This is a genomic window from Streptomyces sp. NPDC057137, from assembly GCF_042670825.1.
Classification (GTDB): Bacteria; Actinomycetota; Actinomycetes; order Streptomycetales; family Streptomycetaceae; genus Streptomyces.
In genome coordinates this window covers 115,005-137,870 of record NZ_JBHUUW010000002.1, presented here as the reverse complement: position 1 = coordinate 137,870, position 22,866 = coordinate 115,005, and the positions used below count along the sequence as shown (strand labels likewise).

Here is a 22,866-nt window from a genome sequence, read left to right as displayed (position 1 = left end):
CTCGGGTGCCCCGGTGTACTCGGCAGCGTGGGAGCAGGCGGCCTGACCGGCAAGGATGGGTAGGACAGCAGACATGGACAAGCAGCAGGAATTCGTGCTCCGGACCCTTGAGGAACGCGACATCCGCTTCGTACGCCTGTGGTTCACCGATGTGCTCGGCTTCCTCAAGTCGGTCGCCGTCGCCCCCGCCGAGCTTGAACAGGCGTTCGACGAGGGGATCGGCTTCGACGGCTCGGCCATCGAGGGCTTCGCCCGGGTGTACGAGTCCGACATGATCGCCAAGCCCGATCCGGGGACCTTCCAGATCCTGCCGTGGCGCGCGGAGGCCCCGGGCACCGCGCGGATGTTCTGCGACATCCTGATGCCCGACGGCTCACCGTCCTTCGCGGACCCGCGCTACGTCCTGAAGAGGATGCTCGCCAAGACCTCGGACCTCGGCTTCACCTTCTACACCCACCCCGAGATCGAGTTCTTCCTCCTGAAGGACAAGCCGGTCGACGGCACCCGGCCCACCCCCGCCGACAGCTCCGGCTACTTCGACCACACCCCGCAGAACGTCGGCATGGACTTCCGCCGCCAGGCGATCACCATGCTCGAATCCATGGGCATCTCCGTGGAGTTCAGCCACCACGAGGGCGCCCCCGGCCAGCAGGAGATCGACCTGCGGTACGCCGACGCGCTCTCCACCGCCGACAACGTCATGACCTTCCGCCTGGTCATGAAGCAGGTCGCGCTGGAGCAGGGTGTCCACGCGTCCTTCATGCCGAAACCGTTCAGCGAGTACCCGGGCTCCGGCATGCACACCCATCTCTCCCTCTTCGAGGGAGACCGCAACGCGTTCTACGAGTCGGGCGCCGAGTACCAACTCTCCAAGGTCGGCCGGTCCTTCATCGCCGGCCTGCTCACGCACGCCGCGGAGATCTCGGCCGTCACCAACCAGTGGGTCAACTCCTACAAGCGCATCTGGGGCGGCTCCACCCGCACGGCGGGCTCGGGCGGCGAGGCCCCCTCGTACATCTGCTGGGGCCACAACAACCGCTCCGCCCTGATCCGCGTCCCGATGTACAAGCCCGGCAAGACGGGCTCCGCGCGCGTGGAGGTCCGCTCCATCGACTCCGGCGCGAACCCCTACCTGACCTACGCGGTGCTCCTCGCGGCCGGCCTCAAGGGCATCGAGGAGGGCTACGAACTCCCGGCGGGCGCCGACGACGACGTATGGGCCCTGTCCGACGCCGAGCGCCGCGCGATGGGCATCGAGCCGCTGCCGCAGAACCTCGGCGAGGCGATCTCGCTGATGGAGCGCAGCGAACTGGTCGCGGAGACGCTGGGCGAGCACGTCTTCGACTTCTTCCTGCGCAACAAGAAGCGCGAGTGGGAGGAGTACCGCTCCGAGGTGACGGCCTTCGAGCTGAAGAACCTGCTGCCGGTGCTGTAACGGCAGACCCCTGTGCGTGGATTCGGGCCGACGGTGTCGCACCGTCGGCCCGAGCGTCGCTCCGGCGGGTCAGCGCAGCAGTAGTTGGAGGCCGCCCAGCACCGTCGCGCCGATCACCAGCCGTTCGAAGACCCGTTGGTCGATCCGGTCCACGCACAGCTTCCCGATGAGGGCGCCGGGCAGGACGAAGAGCACGAGCATCGCGTCCAGCAGCAGCGACTCGCGGTCGATCAGGCCGAGGCCCACGCTGAAGGGCACCTTCGTGGTGTTGACGATCAGGAAGAACCACGCGGACGTGCCCAGGAAGCCGAGCTTCCGGAAGCCCGCCGACAGCAGGTAGAGCGACATGACCGGGCCGCCCGCGTTGGCGACCATCGTGGTGAAGCCGCCGAGCACCCCGTACGAGCGCGCCTTGACGCGGCCCTTGAGCGACGCCGTCTCCTCCGGGGTGTCCTCCTCCGGTGCGTGACGCCGCCGCCAGATCGTGACGCCCGCCATCAGGAGGAGGATCGAGCCGATGGAGACGCGTACGGCTCCGTCGTCCGCCCACACCATGAAGACGGTGCCGATCACCACACCCCCGGCGACCGCCGGGAACAGCCGCCACAGGGTCGGCCAGTGCGCGTGACGGCGGTAGGTGAGGACGGCGATCGTGTCGCCCACGATGAGGATCGGCAGCAGTACGCCGGTCGACTCACGGGCCGGCAGCACGGCCGCGAACACCGCGAGGCTGACCGTGTTGGCGCCGCTGACCGCCGTCTTGGAGAAGCCGACGAGCGCCGCCGCCGCGGCGAGCGCGACGAATTCCCACATGCTGATCGTGTCCATGGCGATGACCCATGCTACGGCCACGTGTCCGGACGGCCTCAGGCGAGCCAGAGAGCGCAGCGCCGGTGCCGGGCCGGCGTCACGTCCACGGCGTCCGCCGCGTCGAGCGCCACGACGCCGCCGGGGGCGTCGACGAGTCCGCGCAGAGCCGTCAACTGGGCGCGCAGCCGCTGTCTGTCCCGGCGTTCGTCGAGCGCGGCCTGGATGGACACGGAGCGGTCGTGGGTGTCCGCGCGCGCCCAGGAACGGACGTCCACGCGCCGTCGTACGGCCTCCGGCACCGGCCGCCGCGACGCGCGGGCGGCGTCCGCCAGCGCGCGGGCGCTGTACCGGAGGCCGTACAGGCGCACGGAACGCCAAGGGCGGTGGTCGTACTCACCCGCCGAACCGGCGCGGGACAAGGGAAGGTGATGTGCGGTGCGTGCCACGGGGAACTCCGTCGGTCACACCGCCAGGTATCTCCTGGCGGAGCTACCGGAATCCCACGGCTCCCCGCGAACGGCGCTGGCTCATACGCGAGATGGTACGGCCGCCGTCAGGCGAACTGCCAGCGCGTCTGGCCGTACGGGGCCTTCGCGAAACCGAAGGCCGTACGGGGCGCGACCCCGAACACCGGGGCGGCGCCCCACTTCGCCGCGAACGCGCCGTCCTTCACGTCGAAGTGCCAGTCGGGCCCGTACTTCCGCTCCCACAGGGCGGCCACCTCGCGCAGCCGCGCGTCATCCGTCTCCCGGACCGCCTCGCCCTCGATCACCAGGTCCTGGCCCTCGTTCAGCGCGTTCGTGCCGGTGGTGAGGACGACCTCGCGGTTCTCGTTGAGGTTCAGGACCTTCCGCTCCTGGTCGCCCGAGGAGAAGTACAGCGCGTCCCGCCACCAGACCGTCAGCAGCGGGGTGACATGCGGCCGGCCGTCGGGCCGTACGGTCGACAGCCAGAAGATCTCCGCCGCGGCCAGCCGCGGCACCGCGTCGGCCCAGCTCTCGGCCACGGCCCTCGGGTCGCTGTAACGGTCGTCCAGGCGGGTGCTGGCCGGTTCTCTGTGCGCCATGGCGCGGTCCTTCCGGGAGAGGTCCTGTACGGCCGCGAGCGGGAGTACGCTCACGACCCTTCCGTAAGTGGTGACCGGCCGCGACACCAGGACTCATCGGCCGAGGTCACAATCGGGCCCCGGAGGAGTGGCCCGGCCCCGGGCGACCTGCGGAGTATTAGGCTCGTCCCCGGACCTTGATCGGACAGACGAAAGGCCGAATGACGGTGCAGGGACGCAGGAGCAGTACCTTCACCCGCCTGCTCCGGCACGGCTTCACCGACCCGTCGGCGGCGGAGCGCCTGCTCGATCAGCCCGAGATGGCGTCCGTGCGGACCGACTCCGTCCTCCTCGACGCGCTCGGCGCCACCGCCGACCCCGATCTGGCCCTGCGCGCCCTCGTCCGGCTGGCCGAGGCGCACGAGAGCGACGACCGCCGGCTCCTGCTGGACACGCTGCTCGCGGCCAAGCCGCTGCGGGACAGGCTGCTGGGCGTGCTCGGGGCGTCCGAGGCCCTCGGCGACCATCTGGCCAGACACCCCGCCGACTGGCAGGTGCTTGTCACGTACGAGTCGGCCGATCTGCACCCCGGCGTCGCCGAGTTCGAGGCCGGTCTCGCCGAGGCGCACGACGTCGACTCGCTGCGCGTCGCCTACCGCCGCTGTCTGCTGTCCCTCGCCGCGCGCGACGTGTGCGGCACCACCGACGTCGCCCAGACCGCCGCCGAACTCGCCGACCTGGCGACCGCCACGCTGCGCGCCGCCCTCGCCATCGCCCGCGCCGCCGCGCCCGAGGACGCCGCGCTGTGCCGGCTCGCGGTCGTGGCGCTCGGCAAGTGCGGCGGCCAGGAACTGAACTACGTCTCCGACGTCGACGTCATCTTCGTCGGCGAGCCCGCCCACAACCCGGCGCACGACCACGCGTCCCCCGACGACGAGGCCGACGCCGACGCGTCGAAGACCGAGGGCAAGGCCGTCCAGGCGGCCACCCGGCTGGCCGCCCACATGATGCGGATCTGCTCCGAGACGACCGTCGAGGGCACCATCTGGCCCGTGGACGCGAACCTGCGCCCCGAGGGCCGCAACGGCCCGCTCGTACGGACCCTCTCCAGCCATCTCGCCTACTACCAGCGGTGGGCCAAGACCTGGGAGTTCCAGGCCCTGCTCAAGGCCCGCGCAGTGGCGGGGGACATCGCGCTCGGCAAGGAGTACGTGGCCGCCGTCTCGCCCATGGTCTGGCAGGCCGCCGACCGCGAGAACTTCGTGCCGGACGTACAGAAGATGCGCCGCCGGGTCGTCGACAACATCCCCGTCGGCCAGATCGACCGTGAGCTGAAGCTCGGCCCCGGCGGGCTGCGGGACGTCGAATTCGCCGTACAGCTCCTCCAGTTGGTGCACGGCCGCAGCGACGCGTCGATCCGCAGCGGCACCACGCTCGTCGCCCTGCGGGCCCTCGCGGCCGGCGGCTACGTCGGCAGGACCGACGCGGCGCAGCTCGACGAGGCGTACCGCTTCCTGCGGTCCATGGAGCACCACATCCAGCTGTTCCGGCTGCGGCGTACGCATCTGGTGCCCGACGACGACGCCGATCTGCGCCGCCTCGGACGCTCCCTCGGGCTGCGCACCGAACCGGTCAGTGAACTCAACAGGGCCTGGAAACGGCACGCTTCGATGGTCCGGCGGCTGCACGAGAAGATCTTCTACCGGCCGCTGCTCGACGCCGTCGCCCAGCTCGCCCCCGGCGAGATCAGGCTCAGTACGAAGGCGGCCGGCCAGCGTCTGGAAGCCCTCGGCTACGCGGACCCGGTGGCGGCGCTGCGGCATCTGGAGGCGCTGTCGTCCGGTGTGAGCCGCAAGGCCGCCATCCAACGGACGCTGCTGCCCGTGCTGTTGGGCTGGTTCGCGGACTCCGCCGACCCGGACGCCGGTCTGCTGGGCTTCCGCAAGGTGTCCGACGCGCTCGGCAAGACCCCCTGGTATCTGCGGCTCCTGCGGGACGAGGGGGCGGCGGCCGAGAATCTGGCCCGCGTGCTGTCCGCCGGGCGCCTCGCCCCCGATCTGCTGTTGCGCGCCCCGGAGGCGGTCGCCATCCTCGGCGACCCGAACGGACTGAAACCGCGCGACCGCGAACATCTGGAGCTGGAGGTACTGGCCGCCGTCGGACGCGCGGAGACCGCCGAGATCGCGGTCGCCGTCACCCGAGGGGTGCGCCGCCGCGAGCTGTTCCGGACCGCCGCGGCCGACATCATCGGCAGTTACGGCACCGAGGAGAACCCCGCCGAGGAGGACCCCGGCGAGCTGGTCGACCGGGTCGGCAACGCCGTCACCGACCTCAACTCCGCCACCCTGTCGGGCGCGTTGCGCGCCGCCGTGCGCCAGACGTGGGGCGACACCCTGCCCGCCAGGTTCGCGGTCATCGGCATGGGCCGCTTCGGCGGCCACGAGCAGGGGTACGGCTCCGACGCGGACGTGCTGTTCGTGTACGAGCCGCGCGAGGGAGTCGCCGACCAGGAGGCGTCACGGGCCGCGAGCACCGTCGTGTCCGAGATGCGCAGACTCCTCCAACTGCCCACGGCCGACCCGCCGTTGATGATCGACGCCGATCTGCGCCCGGAGGGCAAGACCGGTCCGCTGGTACGCACGCTCGCCTCCTACGCCGCCTACTACCGCCGCTGGTCGCTGGGTTGGGAGAGCCAGGCACTGCTGCGCGCCGAACCGATGGCGGGCGACGCGGAGCTGGGACGCGACTTCATCGAGCTGATCGACCCGCTGCGCTATCCCGCCGACGGGCTGAGCGACGCCGCCGTACGGGAGATCCGCCGGCTCAAGGCGCGCATGGAGACCGAACGGCTGCCACGCGGCGCCGACCCCACCCTGCACACCAAACTGGGCCGGGGCGGGCTCTCGGACGTCGAGTGGACGGTGCAGCTGATCCAGATGCAGCACGCCTGGGAGGTGCCCGGCCTGCGGACGACGCGTACGCGCGAGGCGCTGGCCGCCGCGCACGCCGCGGGCCTGATCTCCACGGAGCACACCCATATCCTCGACGAGGCCTGGGTGCTGGCGACCCGGGTCCGCAACGGCGTGATGCTCGTACGCGGCAGGGCGGGCGACACGTTCCCGTCGGACGGCCGTGAACTGGCCGCCATGGGGCGCTACTTGGGCTACGGCCCCGGATCGGTGGCGCCCGGCCCGAGCCCGTACAACGGACACAGCGGCGACATGATCGACGACTACCGACGGACCACCCGACGGGCTCGCGCGGTGATGGAGGAGCTGTTCTACGGAGCCGTATGAGCCGGTCAGCCGGCTGATCCGCTCAGCCGTCCGACCTGCTCGGCCGGCTGATCCGCGCGGCCGGCCGAGCTACGGAGCCGACTGGGAGGACGGCGTGCTCCGGGGGGACGGTCTGTGCCGCGAGGTGGACCGCGGACTCCGCCGCACAGCCGTCGCACTCCGCGTGAACGGCGCGCTGCGGTTCCCCGCCGGCTGTCCGGTCGACGCCGCCTGTTCGGCGGGTCCGGTACGGGCGGCCTGGCCGGCCGGCTCGGGCGACGCCGCCCCCCTGCCCCACGTACCGGGGCGGCGGAGCCACCGCGGCCGCTTCGGGCGGCGGTCGTCCTCGACGTACCGCGGCAGCTGGTGCGGCAGCGCGCGGTACCAGGCGTACGAGACGGCGAACCCGAACGCGAGGCAGACCATGCCGCCCACCGCGTCCAGCCAGAAGTGGTTCGCGGTGGCGACGATCACGATCAGCGTGGCCGTCGGGTAGAGAAGCCCCAGGATCCTCACCCACGGCGCCTTGGCCAGCGCGAAGATGGTCAGCCCGCACCAGAGCGACCAGCCGATGTGCATCGAGGGCATCGCCGCGTACTGGTTCGACACCGCCTTGAAGTTGCCCGAGGCCATCGACCCCCAGGTCTGGTGGACCTGCACCGTGTCGATGAAATTCCCCCCGTTCATCAACCGGGGCGGCGCGAGCGGATACAGATAGTAACCGAGCAGTGCCACAGCGGTGGTCGCGAAGAGAATGAGCCGACTCGCCGCGTAACGGCCCGGATGACTGCGGTAGAGCCAGACCAGCACGGCGATCGTGACGATGAAGTGCAGCGTCGCGTAGTAGTAGTTCATGCCGACCACCAGCCATGTCACCGAATTCACGGCATGGTTGACGGCCTCCTCGAAGTTGAGGCCCAGTGAACGCTCCGCGTGCCAGATCCAGTCCGCGTTCTTCAGGGCCTCTGTCTTCTGCTCGGGTACCGCGTTACGGACCAGTGAATACGTCCAGTAACTCACCGCGATCAGCAGGATTTCGAACCAGATACGAGGGCGTCGTGGCGATCGCATCCGGCGCAGCCGACCGGTGCGGGACACCGGGCCGGACTCGTCGGCCGTCGCACCCGCGGGGGGTGTCGGCGTGGCCGTCGTGCCTTCCGGAATCTTCACGGTCGTATCACCCATGGAGAGAGAGTCTGCCAGATTTCCGCCTCCGACCGATCATCCCTCGGGTGGGTCCTGACCGCATGCGCTACGCCCTACGGACGAGCGTGCGACCCTGACTTCCGCCCGTTTTCTCCCAGGGATCGCCCCAGGGGCCCGGGCGCCGGTCCGGAGGCCGTGGAACCGCGGACGACCAGCTCGGGCATGAAGACGAACTCGCTGTGCGGAGCGGGCGTACCACCGATTTCCTCGAGCAGCGTGCGGACCGCGGCCTGGCCCATCGACGGCACCGGCTTGCGGATCGTGGTGAGTGGTGGATCGGTGAACGCTATGAGCGGCGAATCGTCGAAACCGACGACGGACACGTCGCGCGGCACGTCCTTGCCGAGCTGCCTGGCGGCGCGGATCGCGCCCAGCGCCATCATGTCGCTCGCGCACACCACCGCAGTGCAGCCGCGCCCGATGAGCGCCGTCGTCGCCGCCTGGCCGCCCTCCAGGGTGTAGAGGGAGTGCTGGATCAGCTCCTCCGTCTCCTCGGAGGTCAGCTCCAGCTGCTCGCGCATGGTGGCCCGGAAGCCCTCGATCTTGCGCAGGACGGGCACGAACCGCTTGGGCCCCACGGCGAGACCGATCCTGCGGTGGCCGAGCGAGACGAGATGTGTCACGGCCAGCCGCATCGCCGCCCGGTCGTCCGGCGAGATGAACGGCGCCCGCACCTTCGGCGAGAAACCGTCCACGAGGACGAACGGCACGCCCTGGGCGCGCAGTTGCTCGTAACGCTGCATGTCCGCCGAGGTGTCCGCGTGCAGTCCGGAGACGAAGATGATGCCGGAGACGCCGCGGTCGACCAGCATCTCCGTCAGCTCGTCCTCGGTGGAGCCGCCGGGGGTCTGGGTGGCGAGCACGGGCGTGTAGCCCTGGCGCGTCAGCGCCTGGCCGATGACCTGGGCGAGCGCCGGGAAGATGGGGTTCTCCAGCTCGGGCGTGATCAGTCCGACGAGGCCGGCGCTGCGTCTGCGGAGCCGTACGGGGCGCTCGTAGCCGAGGACGTCGAGTGCGGCGAGTACGGATTCGCGGGTGGCCGTGGCAACACCCGGCTTGCCGTTCAGTACGCGGCTGACCGTCGCTTCGCTGACCCCCGCCTGGACTGCGATATCGGCTAGCCGTGCGGTCATGGAAGTGGACTGTACCGGGCGTGTGCCGGATTGCCCACCATGTTCCGGATTCAGCCACGGGCGCCGACGGGGCCGTCCGGGCGGGAGGCCTTGCAGCGCCTTGCAACCACTCCGGTAGCAAAATCTTGCAAGACCTTGCGAGAGGGCGCCGCCGGAGCGCTCCGGCCGCTCACGGAGTCGGTATCGGCCGACACGTACCGTACTTGCCAGCTCGCGCGCTCCCCGTCAAGAGCCCTTGCGGCAACTGTGCGGACACGTGAATGTAACGATCAGGGTGGCTTGCAGAAATCTTCCGCAAGCTCTTTCGGCCTTCTTTCATCCTTGTTACCTTCACGTCGACCCGGCGCCGCGACGGAGCGGTACGGCAGTTGAAGGAGTTCAGATGCGACGTGGCATAACGGCCACCGCCCTGGTCGCGACCCTGGCGCTCGCGGCGACCGCCTGCGGCGGCGACGAGGAGACCGGCGGCAAGTCCAGCTCGGGAGAGCTCTCGGGCACGGTCACGTGGTGGGACACCTCCACCGTGGGCAGCGAGGACAAGGTCTTCAAGAAGCTCGCCGAGGACTTCGAGGCCCAGCACAAGGGCGTCGACGTCAAGTACGTCAACGTGCCGTTCGGCGAGGCGCAGAACAAGTTCAAGAACGCCGCGGGATCCGGCTCCGGCGCGCCCGACGTGATCCGCTCCGAGGTCGCCTGGACGCCCGAGTTCGCCGATCTCGGCTACCTCGCGCCGCTGGACGGCACGGCCGCGCTGAAGGACGAGAAGGACTTCGTCCCGCAGGCCGCCGCCTCCACCAAGTACGACGGCAAGACGTACGCGGTCCCGCAGGTCATCGACTCCCTCGGCATCTTCTACAACAAGAAGCTGTTCAAGGACGCCGGGGTCGAAGTCCCGGGGACCATCGACGAGTTGAAGACCGTCTCGAAGGCCATCAAGGACAAGACCGGCAAGACCGGCATGTACTTGCGCGGCGACGACGCCTACTGGTTCCTGTCGTTCCTCTACGGCGAGGGCGGCGACCTGGTCGACGCCAAGGGCAAGACCGTCACCGTCGACAGCCCGGCCGGCGTCAAGGCCATGGAGGTCGTGAAGGACCTGGTCGACTCCGGCGCCGCCAAGACCGACGCCACCGACGGCTGGGAGAACATGCAGGCCGCCTTCAAGGGCGGCGACGTGGCCATGATGATCAACGGCCCGTGGGCGATCGCCGACACCTACGCCGGACCGCAGTTCAAGGACAAGACCAACCTGGGCGTCGCCCCGGTGCCCGCCGGCTCGGCCGGCCAGGGCGCCCCGCAGGGCGGCCACAACCTCGGTGTCTACGCGGGCTCGAAGAACCTTGACGCCTCCTACGCGTTCGTCGAGTACATGTCCTCCGCCGAGTCCCAGGCGAAGATCACCACCGAACTGAACCTGCTGCCGACCCGTACGTCGGTCTACTCCCGGCCGGAGGTCGCGAAGAACGAGATCGTCGGCTTCTTCAAGCCCGTCGTCGACAAGGCCATCGAGCGCCCCTGGATCCCGGAGACCGGCAGCCTGTTCGCCCCGCTGGTGACCGAGTACACCAAGGTCCTCACCGGCCAGACCACCCCGCAGAAGGGTGTCGAGGCGACCGGCGACTCCTACCGCAAGCTGCTCAAGGGCTGGAAGTAACACTTCGCTGCGAGGAAGGAAGGCAGGCCGGCTGATGGCTGTCCACACCGGCCAGTCGGCGGTGAAGGCCGCGGGTGACTCGGAAGTCGCCCGCGGCCGGAGCCGCGGCACTGGCAAACCCCCCGGCGGGCTGCGCCGTTCGGTCTCGACGCACTGGTACGCCTGGGCCATGGTCGCCCCCGTGGTGGCCGTGATCGGCGTGATCGTCGGGTACCCGCTGCTCCGCGGCATCTATCTGTCGCTGACCGACGCCAACGAACGCAACGTCGAGCGGAACATCGGCGTCAACCACCTGCCCGCCACCTACGAGTTCGTCGGACTGGACAACTACGCCGACGCCCTGACGGGCGGTCAGTTCCTGTCCACGCTCGGCTGGACACTGGTGTGGACGGTCTCCTGCGTCGGTATCACCTTCGCCCTCGGCCTCGGTCTGGCGAACATCCTCAACCGCCGGATCGCGGGCCGCTCCGCCTACCGGATGATGCTCATCCTGCCGTGGGCCGTACCCGGCTTCGTCTCCGTCTTCGCCTGGCGCTTCCTCTACAACGAGGACCGCGGCTTCCTCAACAAGCTGCTCGCCGGCGGCGGCATCGACGCCGTGCCGTGGCTGAACGACCCGACCTGGGCCAAGTTCTCGGTCATCGCCGTGAACATCTGGCTCGGCGTGCCCTTCATGCTCGTGGCCCTGCTCGGCGGACTCCAGTCCATCCCGGGGGAGATGTACGAGGCCGCCGAGATGGACGGCGCGGGACCCTGGCAGCGCTTCCGCCACATCACCATGCCGGGCCTGCGGTCCGTCAGCACGACCGTGATCCTGCTCAGCACCATCTGGACGTTCAACATGTTCCCGGTGATCTTCCTGCTGACCAGAGGCGGGCCCGGCGAGGCCACCCAGATCCTGGTGACCCAGGCGTACAAGTTCTCCTTCGAGATCAGCCCACGCGACTACGCCCTGTCGTCCACCTGGGGCGTGCTGATCCTCGTACTCCTGATGATCTTCGCCGTGGTCTACCAACGAGTCCTCCGCAAGCAGGGAGATACCTGGTGACCGCCGTGACCGGTACGCAGACGAACCCGCCGACCGCGAAGGTACGGCGCCGCGGCGAACGCTCCAGGGCCGCGTCCGTCGGCCTGCACGCCACCCTGATCGTGGCGTCCGTCATCGCCGTCTTCCCCGTGCTGTGGGTCCTGCTGACGTCGCTGAAGCCCGCCGCGTACGCCACGACGACGGACTTCTTCAAAGAGACGACGTTCGAGAACTACACCAAGCTCCTCGACGACACCCCGTTCCTCACCTGGTTCGGCAACTCGCTGCTGATCGCCGGACTCACCACCGTGCTCGGTGTGTTCACCGCCGCCACCACCGGCTACGCCGTCAGCCGCTTCCGCTTCCCGGGCAAGCGCGGCCTGATGTGGACCCTGCTCATCACGCAGATGTTCCCGATGGCGGTGCTCATCGTGCCGCTGTACAACATCATGTCGAGCCTGGGCCTGCTCAACCAGGCCGCCGGACTGGTGATCACGTACCTCACGATCGCCGTGCCGTTCTGCGCCTGGATGATGAAGGGCTTCTTCGACACCATCCCGCGCGAGATCGACGAGTCGGGCATGGTCGACGGGCTGACCCCGTTCGGCACCTTCTGGCGGCTCATCCTGCCGCTCGCCAAGCCGGGGCTCGCGGTGACCGCGTTCTACTCCTTCGTCACCGCGTGGGGCGAGGTGGCGTACGCGTCCGCCTTCATGGTCGGCGACGAGAACCTCACCCTCGCGGGCGGTTTGCAGAAGTTCGTCAACCAGTACGGCGCCCAGTGGGGTCCGATGACAGCGGCGTCCGTGCTCATCGCGATACCCGCGGCGATCGTCTTCCTCTTCGCGCAGCGCCATCTGGTGACCGGCGTCTCCGCCGGGGCCGTGAAGGGCTGACGGAGCGTCATTCCAACCCGCACCACCCGTTACGACAGCGACAGTGACAGCGGCGCCGCGCGGCCCCACCGGGCCCCCGGCGCCGCTCCCACCCAGACCCCCCAGGGACGACATGACCCAGCACCTCGCTGCCCCTTCCACCGGCACGTCCGACGACGCCCCGGGCCACCGCTCCGGCTGGTGGCAGGACGCGGTGATCTACCAGGTCTATCCGCGCAGCTTCGCCGACTCCAACGGTGACGGCATGGGCGATCTCGAAGGCGTACGGAGCCGGCTGCCGTACTTGCGCGCGCTGGGTGTCGACGCCGTGTGGCTCAGCCCCTTCTACGCCTCGCCGCAGGCCGACGCGGGCTACGACGTGGCCGACTACCGCGCCATCGACCCCATGTTCGGCTCGCTCCTCGACGCCGACGCGCTGATCCGCGACGCGCACGAGCTGGACCTGCGCGTCATCGTGGACGTGGTGCCCAACCACTCGTCCGACCAGTACGACTGGTTCCGCCGCGCCCTGAAGGACGGCCCCGGATCCGCGCTGCGCGACCGCTACCACTTCCGCGCCGGCAAGGGCCCGGACGGCGAACTCCCGCCCAACGACTGGGAGTCCATCTTCGGCGGCCCCGCCTGGACCAGGACCACCGACCCGGACGGCACCCCCGGCGAGTGGTATCTGCACCTCTTCGCGCCCGAGCAGCCCGACTTCAACTGGGACCACCCGGCCGTCGCCGACGAGTTCCGCTCCATCCTGCGCTTCTGGCTCGACATGGGCGTCGACGGCTTCCGCGTCGACGTCGCCCACGGCCTCGTCAAGGCCGCCGGGCTGCCCGACATCGGCAGCGACGGCCAGGTCAAGCTGCTGGGCAACGACATCATGCCGTTCTTCGACCAGGACGGCGTGCACGAGATCTACCGCAGCTGGCGCACCATCCTCGACGAGTACCCCGGCGACCGGATCGCCGTCGCCGAGGCCTGGACACCCACCGTCGAGCGCACCGCGAACTACGTGCGCCCCGACGAGATGCACCAGGCCTTCAACTTCCAGTATCTGAGCACCTTCTGGGACGCCGCCGCGCTCCGCGACGTCATCGACACCTCGCTCGCCGCGATGCGCCCCGTCGGCGCCCCGACCACCTGGGTGCTCTCCAACCACGACGTCACCCGGCACACCACGCGCTTCGCCCACCCCGTCTCGCTCGGCACCCAGCTCCGGGAGGCGGGCGACCGTGAACTCGGTCTGCGCCGGGCCCGCGCGGCGACGCTGCTGATGCTCGCCCTGCCCGGCTCCGCCTACCTCTACCAGGGCGAGGAGCTGGGACTGCCCGACGTCACCGACCTCCCCGACGAGGCCAGGCAGGACCCCTCGTACTTCCGCGCGGCCGGCCAGGACGGCTTCCGCGACGGCTGCCGGGTGCCGATCCCGTGGAGCCGCGAGGGCTCGTCGTACGGCTTCGGCAGCGGCGGCAGCTGGCTGCCGCAGCCGGCCGGCTGGGGCGCGCTGAGCGTCGAGGCGCAGACCGGTGTGGCGGGCTCCAGCCTGGAGCTGTACCGCGCGGCCATCGCCGCCCGGCGCGTGCACCCGGGGCTCGGCGCCGGGGCGTCGGTCGACTGGCAGGACGCGCCGGAAGGCGTGCTCGTCTTCGCGCGCCCCGGCTTCCTCTGCACGGTCAACACGACCGGCGCGCCGGTGCGGATCCCGGTGCGCGGCAGCCTGCTGCTGGCCAGCGGACCCGTCACCGCGGACGGAACCGAGGCCGAGCTGCCCGCCGACACCACGGCGTGGTGGACGGTGTGACACTGCCCCTCCCCAGGGCGACCGGGGCCGGTACGCCACGGCTCTCGGACATCGCGGGACAGGCATCGGTCAGCGAGGCGACGGTCAGCCGGGTGCTCAACGGCAAGCCCGGTGTCGCGGACAGCACACGCCAGCGGGTGCTCGCCGCGCTCGACATCCTCGGGTACGAGCGTCCCGTACGGCTGCGGCAGCGCAGCGCCGGGCTGATCGGTCTGGTGACCCCGGAGCTGATCAACCCGATCTTCCCGGCGTTCGCCCAGGCCGTCGAACAGGTCCTGGCCGGGCACGGCTACACACCGGTCCTGTGCACCCAACTGCCGGGCGGGGCCACGGAGGACGAGCTGGTCGAGCAGCTCGTGGAGCGCGGCGTCGGCGGCATCGTCTTCCTGTCGGGGCTGCACGCGGACAGCTCGGCGGACCCGTCGCGCTACGCCGCGCTCATCGACCGCGGGGTGCCGTTCGTCATGATCAACGGCTGCAACGAGCGCGTCAGCGCGCCGTTCGTGTCCCTGGACGACCGGGCGGCCATGCGGATGGCCGTCGGGCACCTGGCCGATCTGGGGCACCGGCGGATCGGCCTGGCGACCGGCCCCCTGCGGTACGTGCCGTCGGCGCGCAAGCGCGAGGGCTTCATCGACGCGCTGGGCGGCTCGCTGGGGCTCTCGCGCGAGGAGGCCGAACAGCGGGTGTGCTGCACGCTGTTCAGCGTGGAGGGCGGCCAGGTGGCGGCCGGCGCGCTGCTCGACCAGGGCTGTACGGGCATCGTCTGCGGCAGCGACATGATGGCGCTGGGCGTGGTGCGGGCGGCCCGCGAGCGGGGGCTGCGGGTTCCGTACGACGTGTCGGTGGTGGGCTTCGACGACTCGCAGCTGATCGCCTTCACCGACCCGCCGCTCACGACGGTACGGCAGCCCGTGCAGGCGATGGCGGGGGCGGCGGTGGGCGCGCTGCTGGAGGAGATCGCGGGAAGTCCCGTGCAGCGCACGGAGTATGTGTTCCAGCCGGAGCTGGTCGTACGGGGGTCGACGGCGAGCTGCGTCGGCGGCACGTCCGACGGGTGAGGACAGACCGGCCGCCTGGCGGCGCAATCTCTTGCGGCAGCACTTGCAGGTCATCGTGCCGATATTTCCCGGGTGTTACCCCGTGGTGTCCAGGGGGTTGACCGGGACCGACGGGGCTCGTACGGTCTGCTCCGCGACAAGCTTTTGCTTTCTTGCAGCAAGAAAATTCAAGAGCCTTGAGGGCAGGGCGTGTTGCCTTGCGAGGTCTCTCCCGTCATCCCGCACCTCCCCTTACACAGGAGGAAACATGGCCCGCAGAGCTCCCGCCCTCGCGCTCGCCCTCGTGGCAGGCGCGGCGGCCCTCGTGGCGCCCGGAAGCCCCGCCCAGGCGGCGCCTCCCGGCGAGAAGGACGTCACCGCCGTCCTGTTCGAGTGGCGGTTCGACTCGGTGGCCAAGGCCTGTACCGACAGCCTCGGCCCCGACGGATACGGCTACGTCCAGGTGTCCCCGCCCCAGGAGCACATCCAGGGCGGCCAGTGGTGGACCTCGTACCAGCCCGTCAGCTACAAGATCGCCGGCCGGCTCGGCGACCGCGCCGCCTTCCAGTCCATGGTCAACACCTGTCACGCCGCCGGGGTGAAGGTCGTCGCCGACTCCGTCATCAACCACATGTCGGCCGGCTCCGGCACCGGCACCGGCGGCACGTCGTACGCCAAGTACGAGTACCCCGGCATCTATTCGGGCGCCGACATGGACGACTGCCGCTCGCAGATCAGCAACTACGGCGACCGCGGCAACGTCCAGAACTGCGAACTCGTCGGCCTCGCCGACCTCGACACCGGCGAGGACTACGTACGCGGCCGAATAGCCACGTACCTGGGCGACCTGCTCTCGCTCGGGGTGGACGGCTTCCGGATCGACGCGGCGAAGCACATGCCGGCCGCCGATCTCGCCAACATCAAGTCCCGGCTGAGCAATCCGGGCGTGTACTGGAAGCAGGAGGCCATCTACGGCGGCGGCGAGGCCGTGTCGCCGAGTGAGTACCTCGGCACCGGAGACGTACAGGAATTCCGGTACGGGCGAAGCCTCAAGCAGGTCTTCAACAACGAGAACCTGGCCAACCTGAAGAACTTCGGCGAGGGCTGGGGCTTCATGGAGAGCGGCAGGTCCGCCGTCTTCGTGGACAACCACGACACCGAGCGCGGCGGCGACACCCTCAACTACAAGAACGGCGCCGCCTACACGCTGGCCAACGTGTTCATGCTGGCCTACCCGTACGGCTCGCCCGACGTGCACTCCGGCTACGAGTTCAGCGACCACGACGCCGGACCGCCCAACGGCGGCACCGTGAACGCCTGTTACGCCGACGGCTGGAAGTGCCAGCACGACTGGCGCGAGATCTCCTCCATGGTCGGCTTCCGCAACGCGGCGCGCGGCCAGGCGGTCACCGACTGGTGGGACAACGGCGGCGACCAGATCGCGTTCGGGCGTGGCTCCAAGGCGTACGTCGCCATCAACTACACCGGCTCCGCGCTCGGCCGCACCTTCCAGACGTCGCTGCCCGCCGGTGACTACTGCGACGTCCAGAGCGGCAACGGTGTGACCGTGAACGGCTCGGGCCAGTTCACGGCGACACTCGGCGCCAACACGGCGGTCGCCCTGCACGCCGGGGCCCGCACCTGCGGTGGGGGCGGCAGCAACCCGCCGACCGGTCAGTCCGGGGTGACGTTCGGCGTCAACGCGACGACGCAGCTCGGCCAGAACATCTACGTCACCGGTGACCGCGCCGAACTCGGCAACTGGAACACCGGGGCCGCGCTCAAGCTCGACCCGGCCGCCTACCCGGTGTGGAAGCTCGACGTGCGGCTGCCCGCCGGTACGTCCTTCGCCTACAAGTACATCCGCAAGGACGCGGCCGGCGCGGTGACGTGGGAGAGCGGCGCCAACCGCACGGCCACCGTGCCCAACTCCACCTCCGGCGGACTGACGCTGAACGACACCTGGCGCAACTGACCCGCCCCTGAAGCCTCTTGACCAAGCACCCCTGCACCCCCCCCGCACCATCCGGCCGCCCCGGCGACGCGCACCCGGCACCACGCCCCACGCGCCGTCGCCGGGCCGGCCCTCCCGTACCCCGAGGAGATCCCGCGTGAAACGCCCGCCCCTGCCCGCGCTCCCGCGCAGAACGGCCGTCGCCGTCGTGGCCGCGGCCCTGTGCGCGGCCCTGGTGCCCGCGCTGCCCGCCGTCGCCGCCCGTGCCCCGGCCCCGCCGTCGGACGCCCGGCTCGCCGACGAGCCCGCCCGCCACGATCTGACGCGCGATCAGTTCTACTTCGTGCTGCCCGACCGCTTCGCCAACGGCGACCGGTCCAACGACCGCGGCGGGCTGACCGGTTCGCGTACGCAGACCGGTCACGACCCCGCCGACAAGGGCTTCTACCAGGGCGGCGACCTCAAGGGGATCACCGATCGGCTCGACTACATCAAGGGCCTCGGCACCACCGCCATCTGGATGGCGCCGATCTTCAAGAACAAGCCGGTGCAGGGCACCGGCGACGACATGTCGGCCGGCTACCACGGCTACTGGATCACCGACTTCACCCAGGTCGACCCGCACTTCGGCACCAACGCCGAGCTGGAGAAGCTGATCGACAAGGCCCATGACAAGGGCATGAAGGTCTTCTTCGACGTCATCACCAACCACACCGCCGACACCGTCGACTACGCGGAGAAGACGTACAACTACCGCCCCAAGGGCGCCTATCCGTACCTCGACAAGGACGGCCGCCCCTTCGACGACCGCGAGGGCGTCGGCCGGGTCGACGCGGACGCGTTCCCGTACACACCCGCCCCGAAGGCGGGCGAGAAGAAGGTCCCGTCCTGGCTCAACGACCCGACGATGTACCACAATCGCGGTGATTCGACGTTCGCCGGGGAGAGCTCCGAGTACGGCGACTTCTCCGGACTCGACGACCTGTGGACCGAACGGCCCGAGGTCGTGAGAGGGATGGCGGAGATCTACCAGAAGTGGGTCCGCGACTTCGACATCGACGGCTTCCGCATCGACACCGTCAAACACGTCGACCTGGACTTCTGGACCCGGTGGGCCACCGCGCTCGACGCCTACGCGGCCAAGCAGGGCCGGGACGACTTCTTCATGTTCGGCGAGGTCTACTCCGCCGACCCCGCCGTCACCTCGCCCTATGTGACGCGCGGGCGGCTCGACTCCACACTGGACTTCCCCTTCCAGGACGCGGCGCGCGCGTACGCCTCGCAGGGCGCGTCCGCCGAACGGCTCGGAGACGTCTTCGGCGAGGACTACCGCTACACCACCGACAAGGCCAACGCCTACGAGCAGGTGTCCTTCCTCGGCAACCACGACATGGGCCGCATCGGCACCTTCCTCAAGCAGGACAACCCCGGGGCCGGTGACGCCGAGCTGGTGAAGCGCGCCCGCCTCGCCAACGAGCTGATGTTCTTCTCGCGCGGCAATCCGGTGATCTACTACGGCGACGAGCAGGGCTTCACCGGCCCCGGCGGCGACAAGGACGCCCGCCAGAGCCTCTTCGCCTCCGCGACCCCCGACTATCTGGACGACGACCAGCTCGGCACCGACCGGACGCACGCCTCCGACGCGTACGACCCCACGCACCCGATCTACCGGTCCATCGCCGAGCTGTCGAAGCTCACCAAGAGCCACCCGGCCCTGCGGGACGGCGTACAGACCGAGCGGTACGCGGCGGACTCGGTGTACGCGTTCTCCCGCACCGACGCGCGGAAGAAGAACGAGTACGTCGTCGCCGTGAACAACGCCGCGACGCCGGAGACCGTGGAGGTGCCGACCGGGTCGGCGCGCGCCGACTTCCGTACGCTGTACGGCGGTTCGGGCACGGGCAACACCGTACGCAGCGGGGCCGACGCGAAGATCAAGGTCACCGTCCCGGCGCTGTCGTCGCTCGTCCTGAAGGCCGCCGAACCGCTCGCGCCGCCCGCCGCCGAGCCGTCGATCACCCTCACCGCCCCGCAGGCGGGTGCCACCGGCACCGTGGAGATCGGCGCGGACGTCGACGGCGGACAGCTCAACCGCGTCGTCTTCGCCGCCCAGATCGGCAACGGCAAGTGGCGCACCCTCGGCAGCGCCGACCACGCCCCGTACAAGGTCACCCAGCAGCTGGACACCGACGTGGCCGCCGGAACACCCCTGCGCTACAAGGCGGTTGTGATCGACAGCCGGGGCCGTACCGCCTCGGACCTCGCCTCGTCCACCGCCGGGCAGGCGCCCGCGCCCGAACCGCCCACAGCGGTCGAGCGCGACCACGCGATCGTGCACTACAAGCGCCCCGACGGGAAGTACGACGGCTGGCAGCTCAAGTCCGGTGACAAGACGGCCGAGTTCACCGGGCGCGACGCGTACGGCGCGTTCGCGTGGGTCGATGTCGCCGAGGGCGCGGCGGCCGTCCCGTACACCGTCGTCAAGGACGGGACGCCGGACGGCCCCGAGCGCACCGTCGACCTCGCCAGGACCGGCGAGGTCTGGATCGAGGAGGGCGCCGACGGTCAGAGCGAGCAGGCGCCCGACGGCGCCTATCCGCCGCAGGACAAGACCAAGGCCGTCCTGCACTACCAGCGGGCCGACGGTGATTACGACGGCTGGGGCCTGCACACCTGGACCGGCGCCAAGGACCCGACCGACTGGGCGAAGCCGCTGCTGCCGGTGAAGGAGGACGCGTACGGCGTGACGTACGAGGTGCCGCTCGCCGAGGGCGCCACGTCGCTCAGCTACATCCTGCACAAGGGCGACGAGAAGGACCTGCCGTCCGACCAGTCGCTCGACCTGGCGACGTACGGCAACGAGGTCTGGATGCTCGGCGGCCGGCCGAAGTATCTGCTGCCGACCGCCGGCGCCGTACCCACGCCGGATCTCGGCAAGGCCGAGGCGCAGTGGATCGACCGCGACACCGTCGTGTGGAAGGTGAAGGCCACCGAGGCCACCAGCCAGCAGCTCGTCCATGCGCCCGACGGCGGCATCACCGTCGAGAACGGCGCGCTGTCCAAGGAGGGGCAGTGGCTGCGGCTCGCCCCGGGGACGCTGACCGACGCGCAGAAGGCCACGTACCCCCATCTGAAGGACTTTCCGGCCTTCACCGTCGACCCGCGCGACCGGGACAGGGTGAAGGAGTCGCTGCGGGGCCAGCTCATCGCGACGCAGCGGGCGGCCAACGGGGCGCTGCTCGACGCGACGGGCGTACAGATTCCGGGGGTTCTGGACGACCTGTACGCCGCCGACGCGACCCGCGCCTCGCTCGGGCCCGTCTTCCGGGACGGCCGTCCCACCCTGTCGGTGTGGGCGCCCACCGCCGAGCGGGTCGCGCTCGAACTCGACGGCAGGAGCGTGCCGATGCGGCGCGACGACCGCAGCGGTGTGTGGTCCGTGCAGGGTGGCCGCGACTGGACGGGCAAGCCGTACCGGTACGTGGTCGACGTCTGGGCACCCAGCGTCGGCAAGATGGTCACCAACAAGGTCACCGACCCGTACTCGACAGCCCTGACCACCGACTCGGCGCGCAGCCTCGCCGTCGACCTGACCGACCCGAAGCTCGCCCCCAAGGGCTGGTCGACGCTGAAGAAGCCTGCGGCCGTCCCGATGCGCGACGCGCAGATCCAGGAGCTGCACGTCCGCGACTTCTCGATCGCGGACCGCACCTCGGACCACCCCGGCCGCTATCTGGCCTTCACCGACACCGGGTCCCAGGGCATGAAGCACCTCGCCCAACTGGCCGACGCGGGAACGTCCTACGTCCATCTGCTGCCGGCCTTCGACATCGGCACCATCCCGGAGAAGCCCTCCGACCAGCAGCAGCCGGCCTGTGACCTGTCCGTGTACGCCCCCGACTCCGACGAGCAGCAGGCGTGCGTCGCGAAGGCGGCGGCGAAGGACGGCTTCAACTGGGGCTACGACCCGCTGCACTACACGGTGCCCGAGGGTTCCTACGCCAGTGACCCCGAAGGCACCAAGCGCACCGTGGAGTTCCGGCGGATGGTGCAGGGCATCAACGGCAGCGGCCTGCGCACCGTGATGGACGTCGTCTACAACCACACCGTGGCGAGCGGCCAGGACCCCAAGTCCGTACTCGACCGGATCGTGCCCGGCTACTACCAGCGGCTCCTCGACGACGGCACCGTGGCGACATCCACCTGCTGCGCCAACACCGCGCCCGAGAACGCCATGATGGGCAAGATCGTGGTGGACTCGCTCGTCACCTGGGCGAAGGAGTACAAGGTCGACGGCTTCCGCTTCGACCTGATGGGCCATCACCCCAAGGCCAACATCCTCGCCGTACGAAAGGCGTTGGACGCGCTGACCGTGGCCAAGGACGGCGTCGACGGGAAAGCGATCGTCCTCTACGGCGAGGGCTGGGACTTCGGCGAGATCGCGGGTGACGCCCGCTTCGTCCAGGCCACACAGCGGAACATGGCCGGCACCGGGATCGCGACCTTCTCCGACCGGGCCCGCGACGCGGTACGCGGCGGCGGCCCCTTCGACGAGGACCCCGGGGTCCAGGGCTTCGCGACGGGGCTCTACACCGACCCCAACTCCTCGGCGGCGAACGGCACTCCGGCCGAACAGCGGGCGAGGCTGCTGCACTACCAGGACCTGATCAAGGTCGGACTCACCGGCAATCTCGCCGACTACTCCTTCACCGACACCGCGGGCCGCACCGTCAAGGGCTCCGAGGTCGACTACAACGGAGCCCCGGCCGGCTACGCCGCCGCGCCCGGCGACGCGCTCGCCTACGCGGACGCGCACGACAACGAAAGCCTCTACGACACCCTGGCGTTCAAGCTCCCGCGCACCACACCGGCCGCCGACCGGGCCAGGGCGCAGGTGCTCGCCATGGCGACGGCGGCGCTCACCCAGGGTCCCTCGCTCTCCCAGGCCGGCACGGACCTGCTCCGCTCCAAGTCGCTGGACCGCAACTCGTACGACAGCGGCGACTGGTTCAACGCCATCAACTGGGACTGCCGGGACGGCAACGGCTTCGGGCGCGGTCTGCCGCCCGCCGCCGACAACGAGGACAAGTGGCCGTACGCCAAACCCCTGTTGGGGACGCCCGGCATCACCCCCGGCTGCCCGGAGATCACCGGCGCCTCCGCCGCGTACCAGGATCTGCTGAAGATCCGTACCACGGAGGCGGCTTTCCGTCTCTCCTCCACCGGCGCCGTCCAGTCCGCGCTCTCCTTCCCGCTGTCCGGCCCCGACGAGACTCCGGGCGTCATCACGATGCGCCTCGGGGAGCTGGTGGTGGTCTTCAACGCGACCCCGGACACGTCGCGGCAGCGGATCGCGGCGCTCGCCGACCGGCCGTACGAGCTGCATCCGGTGCAGGCCGGCGGCTCGGACGCGACGGTCAAGAAGGCGTCGTACGAGGCGAGTTCGGGCACCTTCGCGGTGCCGGGCCGGACGGTGGCGGTGTTCCGGGCCGACGGGTGACAGGCTCCGGCACGGGCCCGCCGCGACAGCGATCAAACAGGTCCCTTTCTGACTGATTCTCACCATGGGTGGCAGTCCTGGTCCCCAACTGGGCCAGACTGT

14 protein-coding genes are annotated in these 22,866 nt (G+C 70.1%); 9 read left to right on the top strand and 5 right to left on the bottom strand.

The window, feature by feature from the left end; translation table 11 throughout:
- Positions 1-73: 73 nt before the first annotated feature.
- Positions 74-1,435 (top strand): type I glutamate--ammonia ligase, encoded by a 1,362-nt coding sequence (gene glnA, locus ACFT9I_RS03150; RefSeq protein WP_354607893.1) that lies wholly within the window; start codon positions 74-76, stop codon positions 1,433-1,435.
- A gap of 69 nt (positions 1,436-1,504) precedes the next feature.
- On the opposite strand, the gene ACFT9I_RS03145 is transcribed toward glnA, so the two are convergent.
- The 3 genes from ACFT9I_RS03145 to ACFT9I_RS03135 form a co-directional block, all read right to left on the bottom strand.
- Positions 1,505-2,263, bottom strand: a complete 759-nt coding sequence (locus ACFT9I_RS03145) for a sulfite exporter TauE/SafE family protein (protein WP_382559911.1) — start codon at positions 2,261-2,263, stop codon at positions 1,505-1,507.
- A 38-nt stretch (positions 2,264-2,301) separates the two neighbouring features.
- Positions 2,302-2,691, bottom strand: coding sequence for a hypothetical protein (locus tag ACFT9I_RS03140; protein WP_382559909.1), 390 nt, complete (start codon positions 2,689-2,691; stop codon positions 2,302-2,304).
- A 107-nt stretch (positions 2,692-2,798) separates the two neighbouring features.
- Complete coding sequence (locus ACFT9I_RS03135) at positions 2,799-3,311, bottom strand: pyridoxamine 5'-phosphate oxidase family protein (protein WP_382560241.1); 513 nt, start codon at positions 3,309-3,311, stop codon at positions 2,799-2,801.
- Between the two features lie 200 nt (positions 3,312-3,511).
- Here ACFT9I_RS03135 and ACFT9I_RS03130 point away from each other — a divergent pair, with 200 nt between their 5' ends.
- Entirely contained in the window at positions 3,512-6,586 is a 3,075-nt protein-coding gene (locus ACFT9I_RS03130; protein ID WP_382559906.1) for a bifunctional [glutamine synthetase] adenylyltransferase/[glutamine synthetase]-adenylyl-L-tyrosine phosphorylase, read from the top strand.
- Positions 6,587-6,655: 69 nt separating this feature from the next.
- Here ACFT9I_RS03130 and ACFT9I_RS03125 read toward each other — a convergent pair whose 3' ends face one another.
- Positions 6,656-7,750: a phosphatase PAP2 family protein gene (locus tag ACFT9I_RS03125; protein WP_382559904.1), complete on the bottom strand. Its 1,095-nt coding sequence runs from the start codon at positions 7,748-7,750 to the stop codon at positions 6,656-6,658.
- Between the two features lie 74 nt (positions 7,751-7,824).
- Positions 7,825-8,904 carry a LacI family DNA-binding transcriptional regulator gene (locus ACFT9I_RS03120; protein ID WP_382559901.1) on the bottom strand — a complete coding sequence of 360 codons (1,080 nt, stop codon included), beginning with the start codon at positions 8,902-8,904 and terminating at the stop codon, positions 7,825-7,827.
- A gap of 382 nt (positions 8,905-9,286) precedes the next feature.
- Between ACFT9I_RS03120 and ACFT9I_RS03115 the strand changes: the two genes are divergently transcribed.
- From ACFT9I_RS03115 to pulA, 7 genes are all read left to right on the top strand, one after another.
- A complete protein-coding gene (locus ACFT9I_RS03115; protein WP_382559898.1) occupies positions 9,287-10,558 on the top strand; it encodes an extracellular solute-binding protein in 1,272 nt (423 codons plus the stop codon).
- A gap of 34 nt (positions 10,559-10,592) precedes the next feature.
- Positions 10,593-11,606, top strand: coding sequence for a carbohydrate ABC transporter permease (locus ACFT9I_RS03110; RefSeq protein WP_382559895.1), 1,014 nt, complete (start codon positions 10,593-10,595; stop codon positions 11,604-11,606).
- Positions 11,603-12,481: a sugar ABC transporter permease gene (locus ACFT9I_RS03105; protein ID WP_382559892.1), complete on the top strand. Its 879-nt coding sequence runs from the start codon at positions 11,603-11,605 to the stop codon at positions 12,479-12,481. Before ACFT9I_RS03110 ends, ACFT9I_RS03105 begins: the two co-directional genes overlap by 4 nt.
- Positions 12,482-12,593: 112 nt before the next feature.
- Positions 12,594-14,270 carry a glycoside hydrolase family 13 protein gene (locus ACFT9I_RS03100; protein WP_382559889.1) on the top strand — a complete coding sequence of 559 codons (1,677 nt, stop codon included), beginning with the start codon at positions 12,594-12,596 and terminating at the stop codon, positions 14,268-14,270.
- Positions 14,255-15,331 carry a LacI family DNA-binding transcriptional regulator gene (locus ACFT9I_RS03095; RefSeq protein WP_382559887.1) on the top strand — a complete coding sequence of 359 codons (1,077 nt, stop codon included), beginning with the start codon at positions 14,255-14,257 and terminating at the stop codon, positions 15,329-15,331. Before ACFT9I_RS03100 ends, ACFT9I_RS03095 begins: the two co-directional genes overlap by 16 nt.
- Positions 15,332-15,578: 247 nt before the next feature.
- On the top strand, positions 15,579-17,285 hold the full coding sequence (locus ACFT9I_RS03090; protein WP_382559885.1) for a carbohydrate-binding module family 20 domain-containing protein: 1,707 nt from the start codon (positions 15,579-15,581) through the stop codon (positions 17,283-17,285).
- 136 nt (positions 17,286-17,421) lie between these two features.
- Positions 17,422-22,764 (top strand): pullulanase-type alpha-1,6-glucosidase, encoded by a 5,343-nt coding sequence (gene pulA / locus ACFT9I_RS03085; protein WP_382559883.1) that lies wholly within the window; start codon positions 17,422-17,424, stop codon positions 22,762-22,764.
- The last annotated feature ends 102 nt before the right edge of the window (positions 22,765-22,866 follow it).